This is a genomic window from Alkalicoccobacillus plakortidis, from assembly GCF_023703085.1.
Classification (GTDB): domain Bacteria; phylum Bacillota; class Bacilli; order Bacillales; family Bacillaceae_D; genus Alkalicoccobacillus; species Alkalicoccobacillus plakortidis.
This window is the reverse complement of sequence record NZ_JAMQJY010000003.1, coordinates 246,588-266,137: the sequence shown is the minus strand read 5'-3', so window position 1 is coordinate 266,137 and position 19,550 is coordinate 246,588. Positions and strand designations below refer to the sequence as shown.

Genomic DNA, 19,550 nt, shown 5'->3' with positions numbered 1-19,550 from the left:
TATCCGTATACTTCTGCCCAAGCTTCTTTCCCCCATTTTTTAAAATTTGACCCTTGCAATGCCGTAATGACCGGAGTATACTCCAGTCATGGACATTTTTTATCCATTATGTACAATTAAAGTCTTTAATGAGGTGTGATAAATAGATGAAGCTTAAAGGTGGAGTGGAGCAGGCAGCATGTATTCTGGTGATTCTTGCGACACAGGTAGAAGGTCAGCCAGTTAAAAGTGACGTGATCAGTAGTCGATTACATGTGTCTTCTTCCTATTTAAAAAAGGTAATGAGAAAGCTTGTAGTGCACAATTTGATTAAATCTGTGTCAGGGACAAATGGTGGATTTACACTAGCTCGTCCAATTGAGGATGTTACAGCATTGGACCTTTTTGATGCGATTGAGGGGACAGAGGATTTTCTTCAATTGGATGGATTGTTTCAGCGAACGTTCCCTGAGTCAAAAGTTACGGAAATAGGGGAAAAGGTTTTTCAAGAATCCTTTTTAAGTGCTCAAAGCAGCTATCGAAACGAGTTAGCCAAATTTCCTCTAAAAGAAATGCTGTCTGAGATCACTGGTTTTGAAAATTTGGCTCTATATGATTGGAATCAATCAATAGCAAAGGAAGTTAGTTCTACTGAAGGGAAAGGCGATGCAAGATGAATATGATAAAAGCAGAGTGGAAGAAGCTCTTAACAAATAGAAAATTGCTTGTGGTTGTATTAGCGTTACTGATTATACCTAGTATGTATGCAGGAATTTTTCTTGCTAGCTCTTGGGACCCCTATGGTAATGCAGATCAGTTACCAGTTGCGATTGTAAATGAAGATCAGGCAGTTGAGTATGAAGGGGAAACATTACAAATTGGGCAGGATCTGATAGAAAATCTCGAGGATAATGACAGTTTGGATTGGCATATGCCAAATCGTGATGAAGCGATGGAAGGGTTAGAGAACGGTGATTATTACATGGTTGTAGTCATCCCAGATACCTTTTCAGAACATGCTTCAACTGTGTTAGATGATCATCCACAAAAAATGAACCTTGAGTATTATACAAGTGGCGGTCAAAATTACATCGCGCAGAAAATTAGTGAATCAGCCGCTAAAGAGCTTAATCAGGAAATTGCTGAAACCGTCACGAAGGAATATGCAGAGACAATGTTCACAAAACTTGATGAGGTTGGAGACGGTTTTCAGGACGGGTCTGATGGTGCAACCGAATTAAAGGATGGTAATCAAAAACTCGAAGATAATCTTCAAAAGATTGCCGATAGCACCGTGACCTTTCAAGATGGGGCTAACTCTGCTGAAGAAGGCGGAGAAAAGCTAGAGGTGAATGTCGGAACTGCAGCAAGTGGGGCGTCAGATCTTGCTGAAGGCATTCATTCTTATACAGAAGGTGTAGGTAGTCTGAACTCAGGCTTGCAGCAATATACAGCTTGGAGCAAACGACTTAAATAATGGCGTTCAGCAATATGTATCTGGAGTTGGCACGTTGTATAACGGTGTCGAACAGTTTGCAGCTGGTGTCAACGATTTGAATGAAGGAGTCCAGCAGTATACATCCAGTGCTGGTCAATTAAATGATGGTGTGAAGCAGTATACAGATGGTGTTGAACAATTACGAGATGGATTAACAGAACAAAAAGCAGGTGCCAAAGAGCTTGCTGGTAATAACGAAGATTTGAGAGGCGGAAGTACCCAGCTTGCAGAGGGACTGCAAGAGTTGGAGCCAGGTATCTCTCAATTAAATGAAGGTGCCTCTACACTCGCTGAAAAAGGATCTGAGTTATCAGATGGACTTGCCGTGCTAGATGAAGGTAGTTCAAGTCTTGAAGAGAAAGTAAATGGATTAGCTGAGAAACTAGAAGGATCAACAGAAAAATCAGCAGAGTTGGTTCAAGGTCTCAAACAGATTCAGGATTCGTTAAATCAATTAAGTGAAAATGTGAGCAATCAAGATTTGAACTCTTCAATTGGTTCAGCACTTGATGACTTATCTGAGAAAATAGCTTCTCTTAATCAACAGGTACTAGAACGCAAAACGTCTAATGACACTGAGATTCAAAATGTAATTGCGAATAGTAGTGCAGATCTATCTGATGAACAAAAAGAAACACTATTAAGTGAGGTTGAGGCGGCTCAAGGCAATCAATCTACTGAAGCAGATACAGCTGCAGTAAATGAAAGTATAGCTGGATTAAAAACAGCAGTCGGTGAACTAAACGAGAAGCTTGGGTCTGTTAACGAGGCAACAAAGGCTATCCCAGATGCAATAGATCGTTTCGACCAATTGGTTCAAGGGGCAGGCGAGCTCCAAAATGGTTATGCAGATCTTGAATCAGGTATTGTAGGTGAGGGAGCAGAACGCCTTCAAGGTGCTGTGGCGCAGCTTTCTGGTGGAATCGGTTCAGCTCATGATGGTAGCAAGCAGCTAACGGATGGCTTATCAACTTTTGCTGAACGGTCCGAGCAGGCGGCAGGCGGTGTTGCTAGTCTAAACGAGGGAGCAGTTGCACTAGAAGATGGAATTAATCAATATACAGAAGGCGTTGATCAACTTAATGGTGCAGCTGAGCAGTTGTCTTCAGGTGCAGATGAACTGAGCTCGAAATCAGGTGAATTAACGAGTGGCACAGAGATGCTTGCAGATAAGGGAGCTGAGCTTGCTGCGGTTCTCAAACATTAAATGAGAAGTCAGGCGACCTTACAGGTGGAGCAGGAGAGTTGGCAGGTAAAGGCGATGAGCTATCTGCTGGTTCGAGCGAGCTTGCAGAGAGTGGACCTGAACTTGCGGCTTGGTGCACAGCAGCTCGATGAAAACGGAAATGCGTTGGAAGAAGGAGCAAATTCTCTTGCGGAAGGACTTCCACAGATCCAAGACGGCCTTCATTCTTTAAACGGAGGATTAAATGACCTAGCTGACGGGGCAGGTCAATTAAATGATGGCGCTCATGAGTTAAAGGATGGTTCTGTTCAGCTTGTTGATGGCTCGCAGGAGCTAGCTGATAAGCTAGCTGAGGGAGCCGAAGAAGTAAGGGATATTCATTCAGAAGATGATAATGCAGGGATGTTCTCTGCTCCAACTGAACTATCAGAGACTCAAGTTTCTGAACTTCCCAACTACGGATATGGAATGGCTCCATATATGATGTCAGTTGCGTTATTTATTGGAGCGGTTATTTATTGCTTACTGTTTCCAATTAAGGAGCCTGCTGAATATCCAACATCAGGGATTAAATGGTGGTTGAGTAAGTTCTCGATTCATTTCCTTGTTTCATTGCTGCAAGCTAGTGTATTAGTTGCGGTTATGGTATGGATCGTTGGTCTTGAGCCACAAAGCGTTGGGGCCACACTACTAGTAGCTTTAGTGACATCGATTGCTTTTATGGCTTTGATCCAATTCTTTAACATTTTATTTGGGCCACCGGGAAGTTTTATGATGTTAATTCTTATGATTTTTCAGCTCGGAGGAGCTGGAGGAACGTTCCCGATTCAGCTTTCAAATGGATTTTTCCAAGCGATTCATCCATTCCTACCAATGACATATTCCATTGACGCCTATCGTCAGGCGATTACTCTCGGCGGTTCAATGGTGAGTGATTTGTTAGTACTAGCTGGAATCTTTGTTGTTTTTACAGTGGTTCCATTGCATATTTTGTTATGAAAGCAAAAAGAATGGATCAAACAGCAAACGTATAAGTCTTGAGTAAGCCCGGTGGTAGATTGCCATCGGGCTTACTTGGTGTTATCATCGCTCAAAAAAATAGCTAGCTATAAATATGTGAGTCTGCTATTTTCAAGTTAGTAATTGAAATCTAGCTTGGAAAGGAAGTCATGTGGTGGAAGAGTGGATTATGACTTTTATGGAGGAGTATGGCTATTTCGGAGTATTTCTTATGATTGCTCTAGAAAATCTGTTTCCTCCGATCCCATCAGAGGTTATTTTGACGTTTGGCGGCTTTATGACAACAACTACAAACTTATCAGTAACGGGAGTCATTATCGCCTCGACGCTTGGTTCTGTCATTGGTGCAGCGGTTTTGTATGGAGTTGGACTACTTCTTGATGTAGCAAAACTAGAGAAAATCATTGATCGGTTTGGACCAATCCTCCGACTAAAACGAGAGGATCTCTATAAGGCGGATGCGTGGTTTGACCGCTACGGGATCTGGACTGTATTTTTCTGTCGAATGATACCCTTAATTCGAAGCCTCATCTCCATTCCAGCAGGCATGTCGAACATGCCGTTTTTCCTATTTTTGTTGTTTACAACACTAGGGACAATTATTTGGAATACGATACTGGTTCTGCTAGGAGCAAGGCTTGGCGAATCATGGGAAGACGTACTAGGTTATATGGCTGTCTATTCAGATATTGCGTATGTGGCGATTGCTGTCATCGCAATTCTCGTAGTGATTTGGTATATTCGTCGCCGTAGACGATCTTAGAGGAACGCTTGAACATTTCTTGTAAACCAAGAGGGTGCAACTTGATCAAATGAATGATGGTCACGAAGCACAGTGTGAAGTCTGCCGAGCATCTCATCAAATTGTTCCGGTGCAACGCGTAAAGACCAAACGATTGATGAAAAAACAGTCATAGCTGTGTAAATAGAATAGAGAGTCCAAAACGTTTCTGGGATCTGATGATTAAAGTATCCATGGATTTGTCCAATTGAAAAAGGGATACTGGTTTGTCTTGAGAAAAGGGCGATTTTGACAAAATCATGATACGGATCTCCCCAATCATACCCATTAAAATCAATCGCTCCAGAGTAATGGCTGTCCTTAATCATGATATTATTCAGGTGGAAATCATCATGCTGAAATTGATTAGGACGGTTTTTTAGAAAATGTTTGTTTGCTTCAATAAAATCGATCAACTTCTGATCATCTTGCAGTTTTACTCCGCTCGAATGATAGCTAGCTAGATAGTTAGTATGTTTGATTAGTGCTCTTTCCTCCCATGAGGCTATGGATTCTGGAGCTGATACCGTATGCATAAGAGCGAGTTCTCTTCCGGCTACTAAACCGATTTGATACTGATCGTTTTTGGATAACTGAGGTAAAGTAGTCTCTGCATCATCTCCATCTATATACGAATAGAGATGGTAGAAATGGTCTAACGAAAGAAGGTGTCCACTGTCGATTGGTTTAGGACAACGCACGCCTTTATCATGTAGAGAAAGCAAGAGATTCGCTTCTTTTCTCCGGTCATCCATAGTCCCTGAGCTACCGACTCTTAAAATAAGTGATGGTTGATGATGAAAATGAACGATGTATTTGTGATCAGGTGAAAATCCTTTGTGTATTTTTTCTAATGTAGTAGCATGCTGTATAGCTGGAATAGAGTTCTGTAACAAAGTTAAATCTATCATATCTAGTTGGTTACTCCTTATAGTATTAGAATGGGGCGGAGAGGTACATAGAGCTACCTTCTCCGCTACAAGCTACTGGCTCACTGAATAGTCTTTTAGAAGAGGTGTAATCTCACCTGCATAGAACATCTCTAGTCGGTGAAGTGCTCTCGTTGCTCCAACATAGAGAAGTTTTATATGCTCTGGAATGTGTTGATAGCTATGCTGATCCACCTCAAGTAATAAAACGGCATCGAAACTCCAGACCTTTTGAGAGATAGACGGGTAAAATCGAGGTTCCCCCTTTATAGGCATCATCCTCTGCCTGAATAAAGGTAAGCTCTTTGTTATCTTCACTTAGTTTCTCATACATGATTGAACATTGATCATGAGTTCTTCCTATCACGGCAATTGTCTGGAATCCTTCATTCTGCATGGTAGTTATCCAGCCTTGTACTTCCTGCTTCATATCCTCCTGCTCAACTTGACGAATAGACACAGGTTCCCCACTACGAAAAACAGGCTCTGCCATAACCCTACGCTGTGGAAACTGCTTTAGAATATGGTTTGCGCACTCAATAATCTCATACGTAGATCGGTAGCTTTTATTCATCTCAAAATAAGCCGTTTTTCTTTCACCAAAGAGATGTTCAAAGGAAGACCATTGATCAATCCCCTGAACGCTGTGAATGCCCTGAGATAAGTCACCTAGGATCGTGAAGGATTGCCCTCTGGTTTGTTCTTGTAGAACGGCAATTTGATAGGGTGAAAAATCCTGTGCTTCATCAATGACAACATGGTCAAAGCGTTTTTCCTTATCGAGTCCAATCCATCTATGATGAATATGGAGAAGAGGGGCAAGGTCTTCTGGTTCCACCATATTCTCCTGAAGCGACATCTCATTATTTTTAAGGATTTGCTTATAAAGCTGAAACGGTGTTCTTTTTTTAATTCTTGCTAAAAACGTTCGTAGCTTAGCCATTGTGTCTTTGCGCAGCTCTTGCTGTTCTTTTTTATCTAAAAATTGCTGTTTGACTTCGATTTCAATCCAGCGCTTCATTCGCGCTTTGATTCTTTCATGTTTTACTCGAACGGGGGAGTCTCGAAAGTCGATTGTACGCCACTTAGCTAACGTTTCAGATGAGAGAGTTGCTCCATGCCAAGCTTGAAAGTCTTCAGTAGGAAAAGAGCCTTCTTCAATTTCCAGCAATTCCTGCTCGATACATTGCTTAAAAGCAACAGATCCTTTGTACTGAGTGGCTTGATCAAGAGTAGATTCGGTTTGCTCAAATCGTTTCTGTAGCTTATGTGTTTGGCTTGCTATTTGAATAGCCGGATCATCGAGCGTCTGGATGGCCCACTCATGAAATGTCGTCTGTCGGATATGTCCTACCCCTAACTCAGGCAGAACCTGTGAAATATAATCAAGGAACATGGCATTTGGGGCAAAGATGATCATGTTTTCTGCTTGTATCTGTTCCCGGTACTCGTACAGTAGATAGGCAAGTCGGTGCAGAGCAACGGTGGTTTTTCCACTTCCCGCAACTCCTTGAATGATGACTGCTTTATTTTGAGGGTGGCGAATGATTTCGTTTTGCTCCCCTTGAATTGTCGAAACAATATCTTGTAGGCGATTATCCTTTTGTTCACCTAGTTTATACAATAAAAATTCATCGCCACCACTACTTGTTGACTCCCCTTGCTTGTAGCTATCTACAACACGTTGCAACTCTTGCTCTCGAATCATTATGTTCCGTTTTAACCCGATGGTTCCATCAACCACTCCTTCTGGTGCGACGTAGTACACATCCTCCTCACTGCCTGAAAAAGCATAGAAAAGACTAGATACAGGAGCACGCCAATCCACCACTAAAACGTCTCCCGTTTTTTCATCGTGAACGCCGGCTTTTCCAATATATAAGGGTGTTGATTCTTCTTGAGAGTACTCTTTAAAATCTAGGCGGCCGAAGTAAGGTTCTTGGCTCGCTTTTTTTATGATCTGTCGTTGTCTTTCGCGGCTGTCTTCTAGAACCTGTTCGTTAAAGTCATCTCCACGGTACCTGGGCATGGCTTCAAGTGTTTCGCCATAAGAATGAATTTGACGCAACTTCTGCTGTAGCACCTGATATTCCTCTTGAAATGAATCGCTCATTGTATCGCCTCCTATGTATACAATTATTCTGAGTTAAAATCAGAAAAAAATATAGACTTATATTTAAAAATTTGCTAAGCTACATACTATACAACTGCCTAAAATAGATCATACATATATTGGAAAAGGGATGCCTTGAAAGGTGTCTCTTTTTTTGTCGTTTTTTCTGGATATTCTAAGATTCTTTTGCAAAAACTATGGAAAAGGAGTGACGTGCTATGAGAACTCACCGTGTATGGATCGTCGGTTTGTTATCGGTTCTACTGACATTTGGTGTTTTAACGATGAGAACACAAGCGTTAACTTTTGATGAGCTTCCACAGGTGAAAGAATCCGAACACTGGACGGTATCAATCAAGGAAGCAAAAAACGACTCTAGATTAGAAAAACCAGATCCAAAGAAATTTGATACCTATGAACTAGAGATTCAAAATAAGTCAGGACAGCTTGGTTCAGTTATGGTTCGTGCTTATCGGGATGAAGCCAAAACAAATGTAAGGTATGGACTAGCCATATTAGATGAGCAAAGAGCAGTCGACCTCACAAAATTGGATGGAAAAGCTGTTCATTCAGCACTCTCCGTCACAAAAAAAGCAAAACAAATTGAAATTGACGTACTTTGGACATCGGGTGAAGAGGGAGATCGTCCATATAAAGAAACGTTTGTTTTCACTCATTAAACGAACGACTAAATATGATACACTAAGAAAAAAGTGGAAGGAGGTCCCGTATGTGGATATTCTTCGCGCGTTAAAAGAAATCTCTAAGACACTAAATGAGGGAACCGATGTGACCTCTATGCTTACACCCGTTTTAACTAAGGTTTTAAACATCACAGGTTTTACAAGTGGGTGGATTTTTTTAGTGGATGAGCGAGGCAGGCATACACTTGCCGCAAAATCTGGAGTTCCAGCAGGGCTTTCGCGAGAGGACTGTGGTCCATTAAAAAAGGGAGGCTGCTGTGCAAAAATCAATTTATGAAGGGTGCACTTGCAAACGCAGTGAATATGTTGGAATGTCAGCGTTTGGAGCGAGCTGTAGAAAAGGACTGGGGCGACACAAATCATATTACTCATCATGCAACGATTCCTATCCTAGCTTGGAGAGAGACCGCTTGGAATTTTAAATATAGCTTCGCCTGGAAAGTTACATTTTCAAGATGATGAATTAAATTTGTTAGAAACAATAGGTTACCAGATTGGCACAGCCATTAATCGGGTTCAGCTGTTTGAACTTGAATCTAAGCGTGCTGAGGAGTTCAGTCAATTAAGTGCCTTTCTACAGCATTTACATACCATCTCTTCTCAAAGTTCTGATGAAGAACTAGTGCAGGAGATAAAGAATACCTTTGATTTTGATGGAGTGGAATTCGATAAGCCAACTGTAAAGATTTATGGTTCGCACACGTTCAGTGAGGAGCTAATCACTCAATTAATAGAACATCTCCACCTTTTTAAAGAAAGACAACGCTTGCTTGAATTGGAAGAATCATTAACTCGGCGGGAAGAACGACAGCAACTTGCAAATGACTTGCATGATTCAGTTAATCAATTATTGTTTTCATTACAGCTGCGTCTAAAAGGAGTATCTCTTAGACTAACGGATGAAAAAACGAAAGATCAACTTAATAGTCTAGGAGACATAGTACAAGAGGCTCTCCGTGAATTAAAAGAAGTTATTCAAGTGCGGAAAAATGATGGGGGAGAAAGTAGTTTATCATCTTCTATTTGTCGGTATGGAGATTTAATAGGGGTGGATGTGCAGTTATCTGTTACTGGTCGTGTCAATTTCACTGAATATGAACAAAAAGAGATATACAGGATTGCGCAAGAAGCAATAAATAATACAAAAAAACACGCAGGTACCTCTGCCATACATATCTCTATCCAGTTAACAGATCAACATAGACAGCTTATTATTTCAGATGACGGTGTAGGATTTGATAGCGTTCGGTCAGGTTCATTAGGCCTCAAAAGCATCCGTTCACGAGCAGAGAGCCTTCAAGGGAAAGCTGTTTTATTGTCTAAAAAGGGCGAAGGAACTCGATGGGAGATTAACATTCCGCGAGAAACGGGAGGCGAGTTATGAAGCTATTAATTGTAGATGATCACCAAATGGTTCGAAAGGGTTTAATCTATTTTTTTGAGGCTATTCCTGAGATTGAGATCGTGGGTGAGGCAACGAATGGGCAAGAAGCAATCACGATGTATGAACGATTTTTGCCTGATGTTGTTTTAATGGATGTGGATATGCCAGTTATGAATGGTATTGATGCAACCGCGCAATTACTTAAGAGATGGCCAAACGCTCGTATTCTCATAGTGACTAGTTTCTCAGATCAGGATTATGTTATACCGGCCTTACAAGCAGGTGCTGCTGGCTATCAGCTTAAAGATGTAGAGCCAGAGGAGCTTGTTGAAACGATTAAAGCGGTGCACAAAGGAGAAAGTAAACTCCATCCACAAGTGATGAAGCATGTTCTTTCTCATGTTTCAGAGGATACCACTAAAAAAAGACTCGCGACCTTAACAGAGCGAGAAATAGACGTTTTGAAAGAAATCAGTACAGGACAAAGCAACAAAGAGATAGCAGAAACCCTCTTCATCTCTGAAAAAACAGTGAAAACGCATGTTTCAAATTTATTATCAAAGCTTGAGTTGCAGGACAGAACCCAGGCCGCCTTGTTTGCTATTCAAGCAGGTGTTGCTAAACCAACCGTTTTATAAAATGTAAAAGGAGAAAAGTTCGTATGAAAAAAAATCGCTCGGTTAATCGGTGTATTTATTAGTTTAGTTATCATTATAATAGGATTTGTCATCCCAAGAGAAGTAGATTCTCCAGATGATCAAACCGTCATTATCGACTATACATTGAATGAATATAGCGCTCCTGCTTGTTTTGATCAGGCTGGATTTACAAATAATATTGATGATGCGATATATAGCGAAATGGAAGACTCAGTATTTTCCCCGGAGTCCTCGTGTACAACGGATGAATTTGAAGTAACAACTGTTCCGTTGTGGTTTTCATTGTTTAGATAATACATATAACGGACAAAAAAGTGGGCATCGAAATTTTGGTGGCTGCTTTTTTGTGGTTGGAGGTGGCGGGGTTCTTGGTAAACTTCGCTGTTTCTTGCTATTTGACTCGAATCTTTGCTATAGCAAGTGATTGAGGGTCATATCAAGAGAAATTAAGCTAACACCAAGAACAAATCATACTTCATCAAGATCCAAGCCCTAGGACTAAGAGCTAAGCGGATGTTATTAAGAGTAATCTCAGTTTTAGCAAGACCTAACTGCGTTTACAAGCAATTGCTTTTGAAAATAGGAATATAAATGGACATTTTTATATCTTAACAAGAGACATCCAGATGGAAAAAGCTATACCAAAATCAAAACCTTCCTACATCAAAAGGCTGAGAGAAGATCCATCATATGTAGCTTCTTGACCTAGTCTTCCTAGTGCTAAAGTGAAGTCAGAGCTTGATAAATAGGGAGGAATAAATCAATGAAAGCGATACAAATGCGTTTTGCACGACCAACAGATCAATTGGATAATGTCATTCATTTTTATGAAGAAGGACTTGGATTAAAGCGAATTGGTGGGTTTCAAAATCACGACGGCTACGATGGGGTGATGTACGGTCTGCCTGACACTTCATACCACTTAGAATTCACACAACATATCTATGGTAGCCCTTGTCCTGCTCCAACTAAAGATAACCTACTTGTTTTTTATATGCTGGATCTAGTGGAAATGAAGCGAGTGGCAGAAAGGTTACATCAAATGGGCTATCCAGAAGTTGAACCTGAAAACCCTTATTGGAGGAAGTTGGCGATAACAATTGAAGATCCAGATGGTTGGCGCGTGGTGCTGATGAATACCAGAGGATTGCAGTAAATTGGATTCAGTATTGAAAGACCGAAGAGTATTCCTGTTAATTGCATCAAATCTATTTGCCTCTGTTGGCATGGGAATCTTAAGTCTTGGGATCGCTTGGTTACTTGTAGACAGACAGCAAGGGGAAAAACTACTTGGTCTTGTGATGATTGCTACAACCATCATGCTATTTATTGGATCACCGTATATTGGTGTGATGATTGATCGAATCTCACGAAAGCTGATTTTCCAATTAAATCAATTGTTCGTGTTGGTCATTGTTACACCGATTGCGCTCTTCGGCCTAATAAACAATGGTCTGCATACTTGGCAATTAATCATTTTATACATTACCTCTGTTGCATATTACGGTGTTCACTTTCCTAATTTAATGGCTTTTGTCCAACAATTGTTTGATAAAAACAAACACAACCGATTAAACGGTCTATTAGAGGTCCAATCACAGTCTGCGAGTATGGTTGCGGGTGGCATAGCAGGTTTGCTTTTTCAAATTATCGCCCCATCACAGGTTCTTTTTCTCGTTGTTGTCAGTAGCATAATTAGTTTACTACTGATTTGGAAGCTTCCAAATCAAGGAAACGTTAAGGTTGAGCTTCACTCAGTAAACCATATCAAGGAAGGCAATGCGGGCTTAACCTTTATAAAAAACAACTTGCAGTTATGCTTAAGTATATTTGCGTTAATGATCCCGTTCCTAACACTTATGATAGGGAATTATCTAAGACCAATTTATATAAATAATACCTTGCAAGCGGATGCCTCTATTTATGGATTTACGAATATGTTTTATTCAATCGGTGCAATCTGTGCTGGCATTCTTATTTCAATCGTTTTTGCTCGTTTTGGGCCTTGGATCGCAGCAGTAGGATCTGTCGCGATCTATACAGCATCTTTGTTTTTAGTTGCGCTTGTTCCAATCGTCCAGATCTTTCTTATTTTGCAGGTCTTTCATGGTCTTGGTAATGCAGGGAGCAGAATCTGTAAGCAAAACATCATGATGGCGACTATCCCGAATGATCGAATTGGACGAGTGAATGGTATTTTTGAAGCAGTCGGAATGGCGATGAGGGTTTTGTTGCTTCTGACATTCACTTTTTCATTGGACTGGATAAGTGTGCAGTTAGCTTTTTTAAGCACAGCGGTCTTATCACTGCTAGCACTCGTATTAATATATAAAAATCGGTCACAGCTCTCTAGCTTTAAGAGAACAATCCCTTTAGCGAAAACATCTGGAGGTGCATGATGCTAGATTTTTATAAACAGGTCTCACAGGATAAAAGAGCGAAGTATCATAGAGAAGCGGAGCAAGCACACATGACTAAGCCTATTAGTAACCAGGATAGAGTGATTCCCAATTGGTTAGCACTTTTGAGGGTATAAACTTAACATAAAGTAAAAAAGCGAAACAAACAATATTTTAGTTGTTTGTTTCGCCTAGAGAGGATCGATTGAAGAATGTAGGTCTTGGTATGACAACAGAGTTCCTTGGTAAATGAAACATCGTTCTTTGTAGTGTGTTACATCTATTAGATCCGTCTTAGTCTAAAAGGAATGTCTCTTGTTAACATAGCTTGCTACTTACTAAAGACACTACCCACCATTGTAGAAATCATATTCCTCTTGATAAGACTAATCCCCTCACCAAATTCTTAATCAAACGTTTGTTTAAACGAATTATTCCACTCTTATGATAAAAGCATGGCTGGTATCGCCTTTTTCCCAATTCACCGATACGCGATAGATATAATCATCGGGTTCTTGCGGAAGATTAAATGTCTGATCGGCTAACGTGACGTCTTGCTCGGTTCCATCAGTTCGTGTCTGAACGGTCAGCGATACACTTGTTGGCTTGGTCAGAGATGGAGAACTCAAGATCCGCTGCAGATCCAACGGGGGAAAGCTGGTGGTTCTCCTTCTTTCGCTTTTTCTATTACTACAGGGTCTTCCGTATCTGTACATTCGCTTACTTCGTGATTGCGACTAACTTCTTCAGTCCAACAATAAGCTCCACTTGTGGTTCCAATTGTTTCTTCGCCAATAATAACGTTTAAAATCGGAGGGGAGATTTTAGGATCCTTTCCTAGCGTTATGGAAGCATTTGTTTCGGTCTGACATGCAGATAAAAATAGAAACATACCAACAACAAAGATCACAAACTTTCCTATTTTGGTCATAGGTAGCCCCCATCTATTTTCTTTCTATTATAACTAGATTAAAAAATGTTAATAGCAGGAAAAAGAGTACTTTATAGAGAAGTGGTAATGAAAAGGGGTGAATGTAAATGAAAAATCAATTCGACCAATTGGAAAATAAGTATACGTATGCTGAGCGGATTGCGCATGATGATTGGATTCGTCTTATTCAGTCTAAGGTTGATTTAACGGATAAAAAAGTAGCGGACATTGGCTGTGGTGGTGGAATTTACACGCGGATGATGTCGGAGCAAGGCCCTGCATCGGTTTTGGGTTTGGATTCTTCTGTTCGAATGTTGGAAGCGGCAGAAGCGAAAACGTCAGATGAAAAAATCAGCTATGACTATGCTGATTGTGAGGATTTGAAGCCAGTAACTGATCATAGTCTCGATGTGGTGCTTGAGCGGGCTGTCATCCATCATTTATCAGGACTAGATGCGAATTTTGATGAAGTATCACGGGCACTCTCGGCTGAAGATGGTGTGTTCATTGTTCAGGATCGAACACCTGAGGATTGTTTGCTGCAAGGATCTTCTACGCATATTAGAGGGTATTTGTTTGAGTGTTTTCCTTTTTTAGCTGAAACGGAGAAACAGCGTCGTTTTTCAGATGAAGAAGTGCGTTCGGCTTTAGTTGAAGCTGGGTTTAATCGTGTGGAGATGCTGCCGCTATGGGAGACACGTTCAATTTATGATTCATTTAAAGAGCTTAAAGAGGATCTACAGTCAAGAAGAGGGCGGACGATTTTGCATGAGCTGAGTGATGAACAACTAAACGAACTTGTGGATTATATTTCTGTACGTCTACCGGACAATGGACAGATTATCGAAAAGGACCGTTGGAGTGTGTGGTTTGGATTTCGCAACTAGATAGAGTCGGAGGGTGCGTCTTATGGATAAAGAGTTGAAGGTAGTCATTGGAGCCGGTGGATATAACAACAATCCAGGCTGGCTTCATACGGAGGAACCCGAATTGGATATCCTTAATTCAACAAGCTTGGAGTAATCAGTTTGAAAAAGAATCAATAACTGCACTGCTTGCAGAGCATGTTTGGGAGCATCTAACATATGATGAGGGTCTTTGTGCTGCCAAACATGCCTTGCACTATCTCCAAGCCTGGAGGATATTTTCGCTGTGCTGTCCCGGACGGTTTGTTTCCAAATGAGCAATATCAACAAGTTATACAGGTCGGTGGACCCGGTCCTCGGGATCATCCTGCTTATGATCATAAAATTGTGTATACATACAAAACTTTACAAAAACTGTTTGAAGAGGCTGGTTTTGAAGTGAAATTGCTAGAGTACTTTGATGAGCAAGGTCGCTTTCATAAACAGAATTGGGCAGGAGAGCATGGAGTTATTTTTAGATCCTCCAAGTACGATCCAAGGAATCAAGGGGAGGTTCCTGAATTTCCATCGCTTATACTTGATGCTGTGAAAAAGGCATAGTGGAGGGATAATAATGTGGAAGCAGCAGTTAGTAGAGACTGAGACAGGTACATTTGAACTGTTTAAAAAGGGAGAGGGAGAACCTCTCTGTGTCACGCATTTATATAGTGAATTTAACGAAAAAGGAACATATTTTGCTGACCCTTTTACGTCACATTTTAGTGTGTATTTAATCAATTTGCGCAATGCAGGAAATTCATGCAGGGCTAGCGCGGATGATGAGTTAAGTATGGAGCAGAGTACTCGTGATCTTGAAGCGATACGCGAAGCCTTAAAAATTAATTATTGGAGCTTTGCCGGTCACTCAACAGGGGCGATGTTAGGTTTGGTGTACGCTATTCATTTCCCGGAATCCTTACAAAAGGTTCTTATTAATGCAGGGGCCGCAAGTCATGAATACATGAGACACCCAGATAGTATGTATAGCAAAATAAACCCGCTTAACCCACGTTTACTTGAATTGTTGGATATCATCAAATCCACTGAATCTTCTCCTGATCAAAGGAAGGCAGCGGGTAGAGAATGGACTGAAATGTCGCTCTACAAACCAGAGAACTATGAAGACTATTTTTCTAAACCAAGCAGCGGCAAAGTGGTAGCTAGTAGGCTTGATTTTTTTTCCTATCAAGAGCTACCTACGTTTGATCTCTTTGAGCAACTAGAAAGGGTTCAAATACCTGCTATTATTAGTTGTGGCAGACATGATAAGCAGTGCCCGCTTGCATGCTCAGAACATATCGACGAAAAGTTACCGAACTCAAAGCTCGTGGTTTTTAAAGTAAGTAATCACTTTCCTTTTTTAGAGGAGCCAGAAGCTTTTAATAATCTTGTTCAGCATTTTAAAAGAATGGAGCAACACGCCTAATAAAAAGGAGCTATCCCTTTAGTCTGATGGGATAGCTTTTTTGGTGATTATTTTTTTCTGGTTGACCTAAGAATTAAGCTTACAATTAACACAAGGATAATCGCTCCAATTAAAGCAGGTAGTAATGCGAACCCACCGAGTGATGGCCCCAAGCTTCCAAGTAACCATACACCAAGGTTTGCACCAATAAAACCGGCAATGATGTTACCAATAATTCCAAATGGAACGCCTTTTCCTGTAATAGCTCCAAGCTGCCCATCCAATTAATCCGCCAATAATTAAACTCCATATAAATCCCATAGATACTGCCTCCTTTTAATTTAATCACTCAAGATAGTGCTTATTGTGTCCACAAAAGAAGGTTTTATTAATGCATTTCCCAAATGTACGCAATCACGCATGCGTATTGGATGGAAGCTTAGTTCAAAAGGGGTCCTTCATTTATGAATGGTAAAAAAATGATGAAGTTTGGCAAAATTAAATCGGTTATTTCCCAAGTTTTGGAGAGTTGGAGCGGGGTATTGTAACCTGTGTACAACAAAAAAACCATAACAGGAGGAGAAACAATGAAGAAGACCAGATCAAAAGTGATGAGCACCGTGGCAGGAGCAGCGATTCTTGGGATGACAATTGCGATCCCAAGTTATGGAGCACATGGCAATGTAGCAAAGGCAGAGGAACCAGCAGTGCAAGAGTTGTCGGATGAAGAGAAGGGACAAGCCCTAGAGCAGCAAGCACAGGCTAAGGCACCGAATGTCGATATTACAATCGACCCGGTAGCGATTTTTGACAGTATTTCTGAAACCATAAAAACAGCTGATAATCGAGGCGGTTTTGTCAAAGCTGCACGTGAAACTGTATCGTTTCACACGGATTACAGTCTAAATGTAATGGTGCTGAATTTGAGTAATGACTATGATGAATCAAGCTATAGTGGCGTCCACTATTTTGACACCTTCACTTATGATGGTGCGGTATATGGAGTATGGGCATTTGAGGAAGGAACGTTTGTAAATAATGGTGATGGCGGATATGATAACTGGGCCTTTTATGGTTGGTTTGACCGCGATGGTGGAACGGTAGAATTTCATCTACCATAGAATGTGATGGCGAGATGGGCGAAATGTCCATTTCGTTTTTTTTTTATGTGTTGTGAGCGCGTCTTGCTTGGAGAAGAATTGTTCTTGATGAGTATGGGAGAAGCTTGGTGAAGAGGTTCTGGTCTTAATGGAATGAGTGATGCGCTTGGCAAGGAGGTTCTGATCTTAATAAAATCATATTTCATCTTAATAAAGTAAGAGCCCGATTTGTCTTGTTATAGCATGGATTCGTCTTAGTAAAACCTACCACAGCTTGATGAATTTTAATCGATCCAACTTTTAATCCTTTGCGCCATTTAGATTTTCTAATAATAACCAATATGTATTTTTCAACAGAAACCCTCGAACCTATGTTACATTATAAGCTGACAAAGGTTAATAGAGGTGTAAATATGGAAATGATTGCTGGCAGAAATGAACCGTGCCCGTGTGGCAGCGGAAAAAAATATAAGAAATGCTGTATGAACAAGCAGCAGGTAATAGATATCAATCAAGCTCGTGAAGAACGTATTGCGCAACAAAAACATCAGCTGACAAAAAAGCTACAAGCTTTTATGGATAAACAGATTACATATAATGAATTTTTAAAGCTACAATCAGAGTTTCATCAGCGCTCTAAAAAGCTTGTGCCTGAACAGATTGAAGAAGGGTACGTTAATTTCTGGCTTAATTTCTTTCAAATCCATAAAAACGGCTTAACCGGGATTGATTGGTTTTTGAAAGAAGAAGCATATAGGCTGCAAGCGGATGAAAAAAACTTAGCAGAACAATGGAGTACTCTTAAACCAAGAATTGTTCAAGCTGTAAATGAAGAGAATAATCAGGTTGTTTTCCTTGATGTCTTTACGGAAGAGACATTTAAAATGGCTAAGGATACCGAGAACCTTCCGACCTTCAGACCTTGGTATGGAACGCTAGGGCTTGTTGAATTTTTTGGAGATACACCATTATTTAATGGAATTCGAATCTTTCAAGGGCCGGATCATGTTGACCGTAGCGTAGAAAAAGTGAATCAGCTGGCAACTGAACATGATATCGCAGTTGTAGATGTATTGATTCAATATTTCCCTGAAGTTTTAGGATCGCTTTTAGAGAAGGAACAGAGACCTGACTTGGAAAATCAACAGTCAAATGCTCTAATTACTTTTGAAGCGCCTGTTACAGATGTTCAGTCGTTTGCAACCTTACTTAGAGATAAGGATGAGTTTGTTGTATATGATTGGCGTGAGGAGCACAAGCATTTAACTCAAGCGGAAAACTGGGCAGTGTACAAGGATAGTATTATAGAGAGTGAAGTATTAATGGCAGAAGCTGTTGCGACTCTCGAATTTACTAATGATAGCTTAAAGTACATCACTTATAAGAAAGAGAAGGCTGTACAATTCCGAGATTTATTAAATGATTATCCTCAATTTGTGGGAGACGTTAAAGAATCAACCAGCGGCAAATTGGGCAGTGGAATGGCATTTTCAAATAACTTGATGCAAATGACAGGAGAAGCGCCTGAATATTTCCCGCTTTATGCACAGCGTGCTAAGGATATGGACTTAGATCAACCTATCCCAGCACTAGGTCAGAATAGTATTTATCAACTAATTGATCATGGTCAATTTGAAGAAGCAGATCGTTGGTTTAAACAAATTGAATTTAATTTGTATGATCAAGTGATTGCTAAATATAATGATATCGACTTTACTTTTGATATTAATCCATTTAGAAAAGATGCGGGGCTATCACCTTCTCCATTTGTTACAGGTCAAGAGAATCGTGACTCAAGCATAAAGCCAATTTATTATCATGATAATCAGTTTTTGTCAGTCAAAAAAGAAGATATCAACACGTATGAAGATCTAGGCTTTAGTCCAGATTCGATCGATGCCTTTTACCACGATCCTATTCTTAGCTTTTTTAAGGAGAAAACGGATGGAAAAGGCGCAAATACGGTAAGGAAATACCGAATGAGTCTTTTTAATATACGTTACTCATTAGAAGTGCAAAAGGTAAAAGATTGGTCAGACTGTACCAAGGAATTTTGGAAAAAACATCTGTTAATTGATTTATTTGAAGATGTGGTGATCAGTCAGACACAGGTGAAGGATCTTCTAAGTACAATAAAAATGTTCACAAAGTGGTTGGATCAAAAGCATAGAACTGCCATTCATACTGATGCATCAGCTGTTTGTGCAGAGCTTGAAGCGTCCTTAATTGAAGCTGTTCAGGTCTATAATTTTACAACGGATTCAGGGCGTTTTTCACTACCGCAATTCCAAAAAGAGATTGATCCAGAAGCGGTTGGCGGTTTATATAAGATTCAAGATGTGAAGGAAGATAGAGTTGAGGTTAAATCGATTGATAGTAAGCAGAGTATATCGATTACTTTGCCGAAAAAAGCACTAAGCCAAGTGCATAGTGGATTGATTTTAGAGGCAGTCATTTCACAGGATGACAACAATCAGCCGATACTTAAGAAACTACTTAATGCGTATCCAAAAGAAGCAATAAGTTATCTATAGGAAATAATTAGTTCTTGTCAGAT

General features: G+C 40.3%; 18 protein-coding genes and 3 pseudogenes. 16 read left to right on the top strand and 5 right to left on the bottom strand.

The genetic code is table 11. The features are described 5' to 3' along the window. Positions 1-146 precede the first annotated feature (146 nt). The 5 genes from NDM98_RS18760 (at position 147) to NDM98_RS18740 (ending at position 4,446) form a co-directional block, all read left to right on the top strand. Entirely contained in the window at positions 147-656 is a 510-nt protein-coding gene (locus NDM98_RS18760) for an Rrf2 family transcriptional regulator (protein ID WP_251610878.1), read from the top strand. Then, positions 653-1,456 carry a YhgE/Pip domain-containing protein gene (locus NDM98_RS18755; RefSeq protein ID WP_251610876.1) on the top strand — a complete coding sequence of 268 codons (804 nt, stop codon included), beginning with the start codon at positions 653-655 and terminating at the stop codon, positions 1,454-1,456. The genes NDM98_RS18760 and NDM98_RS18755 overlap by 4 nt, the downstream gene beginning before the upstream one ends. Before the next feature lie 34 nt (positions 1,457-1,490). Continuing rightward, on the top strand, positions 1,491-2,684 hold the full coding sequence (locus NDM98_RS18750) for a coiled-coil domain-containing protein (RefSeq protein WP_251610874.1): 1,194 nt from the start codon (positions 1,491-1,493) through the stop codon (positions 2,682-2,684). Between the two features lie 54 nt (positions 2,685-2,738). Beyond that, complete coding sequence (locus NDM98_RS18745) at positions 2,739-3,662, top strand: YhgE/Pip family protein (RefSeq protein WP_251610872.1); 924 nt, start codon at positions 2,739-2,741, stop codon at positions 3,660-3,662. Positions 3,663-3,837: 175 nt separating this feature from the next. Beyond that, positions 3,838-4,446 carry a DedA family protein gene (locus NDM98_RS18740; protein WP_251610870.1) on the top strand — a complete coding sequence of 203 codons (609 nt, stop codon included), beginning with the start codon at positions 3,838-3,840 and terminating at the stop codon, positions 4,444-4,446. Here the strand turns inward: NDM98_RS18740 and NDM98_RS18735 are convergent. Then, entirely contained in the window at positions 4,443-5,375 is a 933-nt protein-coding gene (locus tag NDM98_RS18735) for a phosphotransferase family protein (RefSeq protein WP_251610868.1), read from the bottom strand. The genes NDM98_RS18740 and NDM98_RS18735 overlap by 4 nt on opposite strands. Before the next feature lie 72 nt (positions 5,376-5,447). Continuing rightward, positions 5,448-7,506: pseudogene (locus tag NDM98_RS18730) on the bottom strand (HelD family protein). 218 nt (positions 7,507-7,724) lie between these two features. Between NDM98_RS18730 and NDM98_RS18725 the strand changes: the two are divergent. The 6 genes from NDM98_RS18725 (at position 7,725) to NDM98_RS18700 (ending at position 12,652) form a co-directional block, all read left to right on the top strand. Further along, the gene (locus tag NDM98_RS18725; RefSeq protein ID WP_251610866.1) at positions 7,725-8,186 is read left to right on the top strand and encodes a YozF family protein; all 462 of its coding nucleotides are present in this window, start codon (positions 7,725-7,727) and stop codon (positions 8,184-8,186) included. A 52-nt stretch (positions 8,187-8,238) separates the two neighbouring features. Then, positions 8,239-8,487 (top strand): GAF domain-containing protein, encoded by a 249-nt coding sequence (locus NDM98_RS18720; RefSeq protein ID WP_251610864.1) that lies wholly within the window; start codon positions 8,239-8,241, stop codon positions 8,485-8,487. 192 nt (positions 8,488-8,679) lie between these two features. Beyond that, the gene (locus NDM98_RS18715) at positions 8,680-9,594 is read left to right on the top strand and encodes a sensor histidine kinase (protein WP_251610861.1); all 915 of its coding nucleotides are present in this window, start codon (positions 8,680-8,682) and stop codon (positions 9,592-9,594) included. Then, complete coding sequence (locus NDM98_RS18710; protein ID WP_251610853.1) at positions 9,591-10,232, top strand: response regulator; 642 nt, start codon at positions 9,591-9,593, stop codon at positions 10,230-10,232. Before NDM98_RS18715 ends, NDM98_RS18710 begins: the two co-directional genes overlap by 4 nt. Positions 10,233-11,016: 784 nt before the next feature. Beyond that, complete coding sequence (locus tag NDM98_RS18705) at positions 11,017-11,409, top strand: VOC family protein (protein ID WP_251610852.1); 393 nt, start codon at positions 11,017-11,019, stop codon at positions 11,407-11,409. A 1-nt stretch (position 11,410) separates the two neighbouring features. Then, complete coding sequence (locus NDM98_RS18700; RefSeq protein ID WP_251610850.1) at positions 11,411-12,652, top strand: MFS transporter; 1,242 nt, start codon at positions 11,411-11,413, stop codon at positions 12,650-12,652. A gap of 431 nt (positions 12,653-13,083) precedes the next feature. Here the strand turns inward: NDM98_RS18700 and NDM98_RS18695 are convergent, their stop codons facing one another. Both NDM98_RS18695 and NDM98_RS18690 read right to left on the bottom strand, forming a co-directional pair. After that, positions 13,084-13,281, bottom strand: coding sequence for a hypothetical protein (locus NDM98_RS18695; protein ID WP_251610848.1), 198 nt, complete (start codon positions 13,279-13,281; stop codon positions 13,084-13,086). After that, positions 13,278-13,583: a hypothetical protein gene (locus NDM98_RS18690; protein ID WP_251610846.1), complete on the bottom strand. Its 306-nt coding sequence runs from the start codon at positions 13,581-13,583 to the stop codon at positions 13,278-13,280. Before NDM98_RS18690 ends, NDM98_RS18695 begins: the two co-directional genes overlap by 4 nt. A 107-nt stretch (positions 13,584-13,690) precedes the next feature. Between NDM98_RS18690 and NDM98_RS18685 the strand changes: the two genes are divergently transcribed. From NDM98_RS18685 to NDM98_RS18675, 3 genes and pseudogenes are all read left to right on the top strand, one after another. Beyond that, a complete protein-coding gene (locus tag NDM98_RS18685) occupies positions 13,691-14,470 on the top strand; it encodes a class I SAM-dependent methyltransferase (protein WP_251610845.1) in 780 nt (259 codons plus the stop codon). 13 nt (positions 14,471-14,483) lie between these two features. Further along, positions 14,484-15,049: pseudogene (locus NDM98_RS18680) on the top strand (class I SAM-dependent methyltransferase). 13 nt (positions 15,050-15,062) lie between these two features. After that, positions 15,063-15,914 (top strand): alpha/beta fold hydrolase, encoded by an 852-nt coding sequence (locus NDM98_RS18675; RefSeq protein WP_251610843.1) that lies wholly within the window; start codon positions 15,063-15,065, stop codon positions 15,912-15,914. A gap of 47 nt (positions 15,915-15,961) precedes the next feature. On the opposite strand, the pseudogene NDM98_RS18670 reads toward NDM98_RS18675, so the two are convergent. After that, positions 15,962-16,214 (bottom strand): annotated as a pseudogene (locus NDM98_RS18670) (GlsB/YeaQ/YmgE family stress response membrane protein). A 266-nt stretch (positions 16,215-16,480) separates the two neighbouring features. Here NDM98_RS18670 and NDM98_RS18665 point away from each other — a divergent pair. Further along, entirely contained in the window at positions 16,481-17,014 is a 534-nt protein-coding gene (locus NDM98_RS18665) for a stress protein (protein ID WP_251610842.1), read from the top strand. Positions 17,015-17,406: 392 nt separating this feature from the next. Beyond that, a complete protein-coding gene (locus NDM98_RS18660; protein ID WP_251610840.1) occupies positions 17,407-19,527 on the top strand; it encodes a YecA family protein in 2,121 nt (706 codons plus the stop codon). The last annotated feature ends 23 nt before the right edge of the window (positions 19,528-19,550 follow it).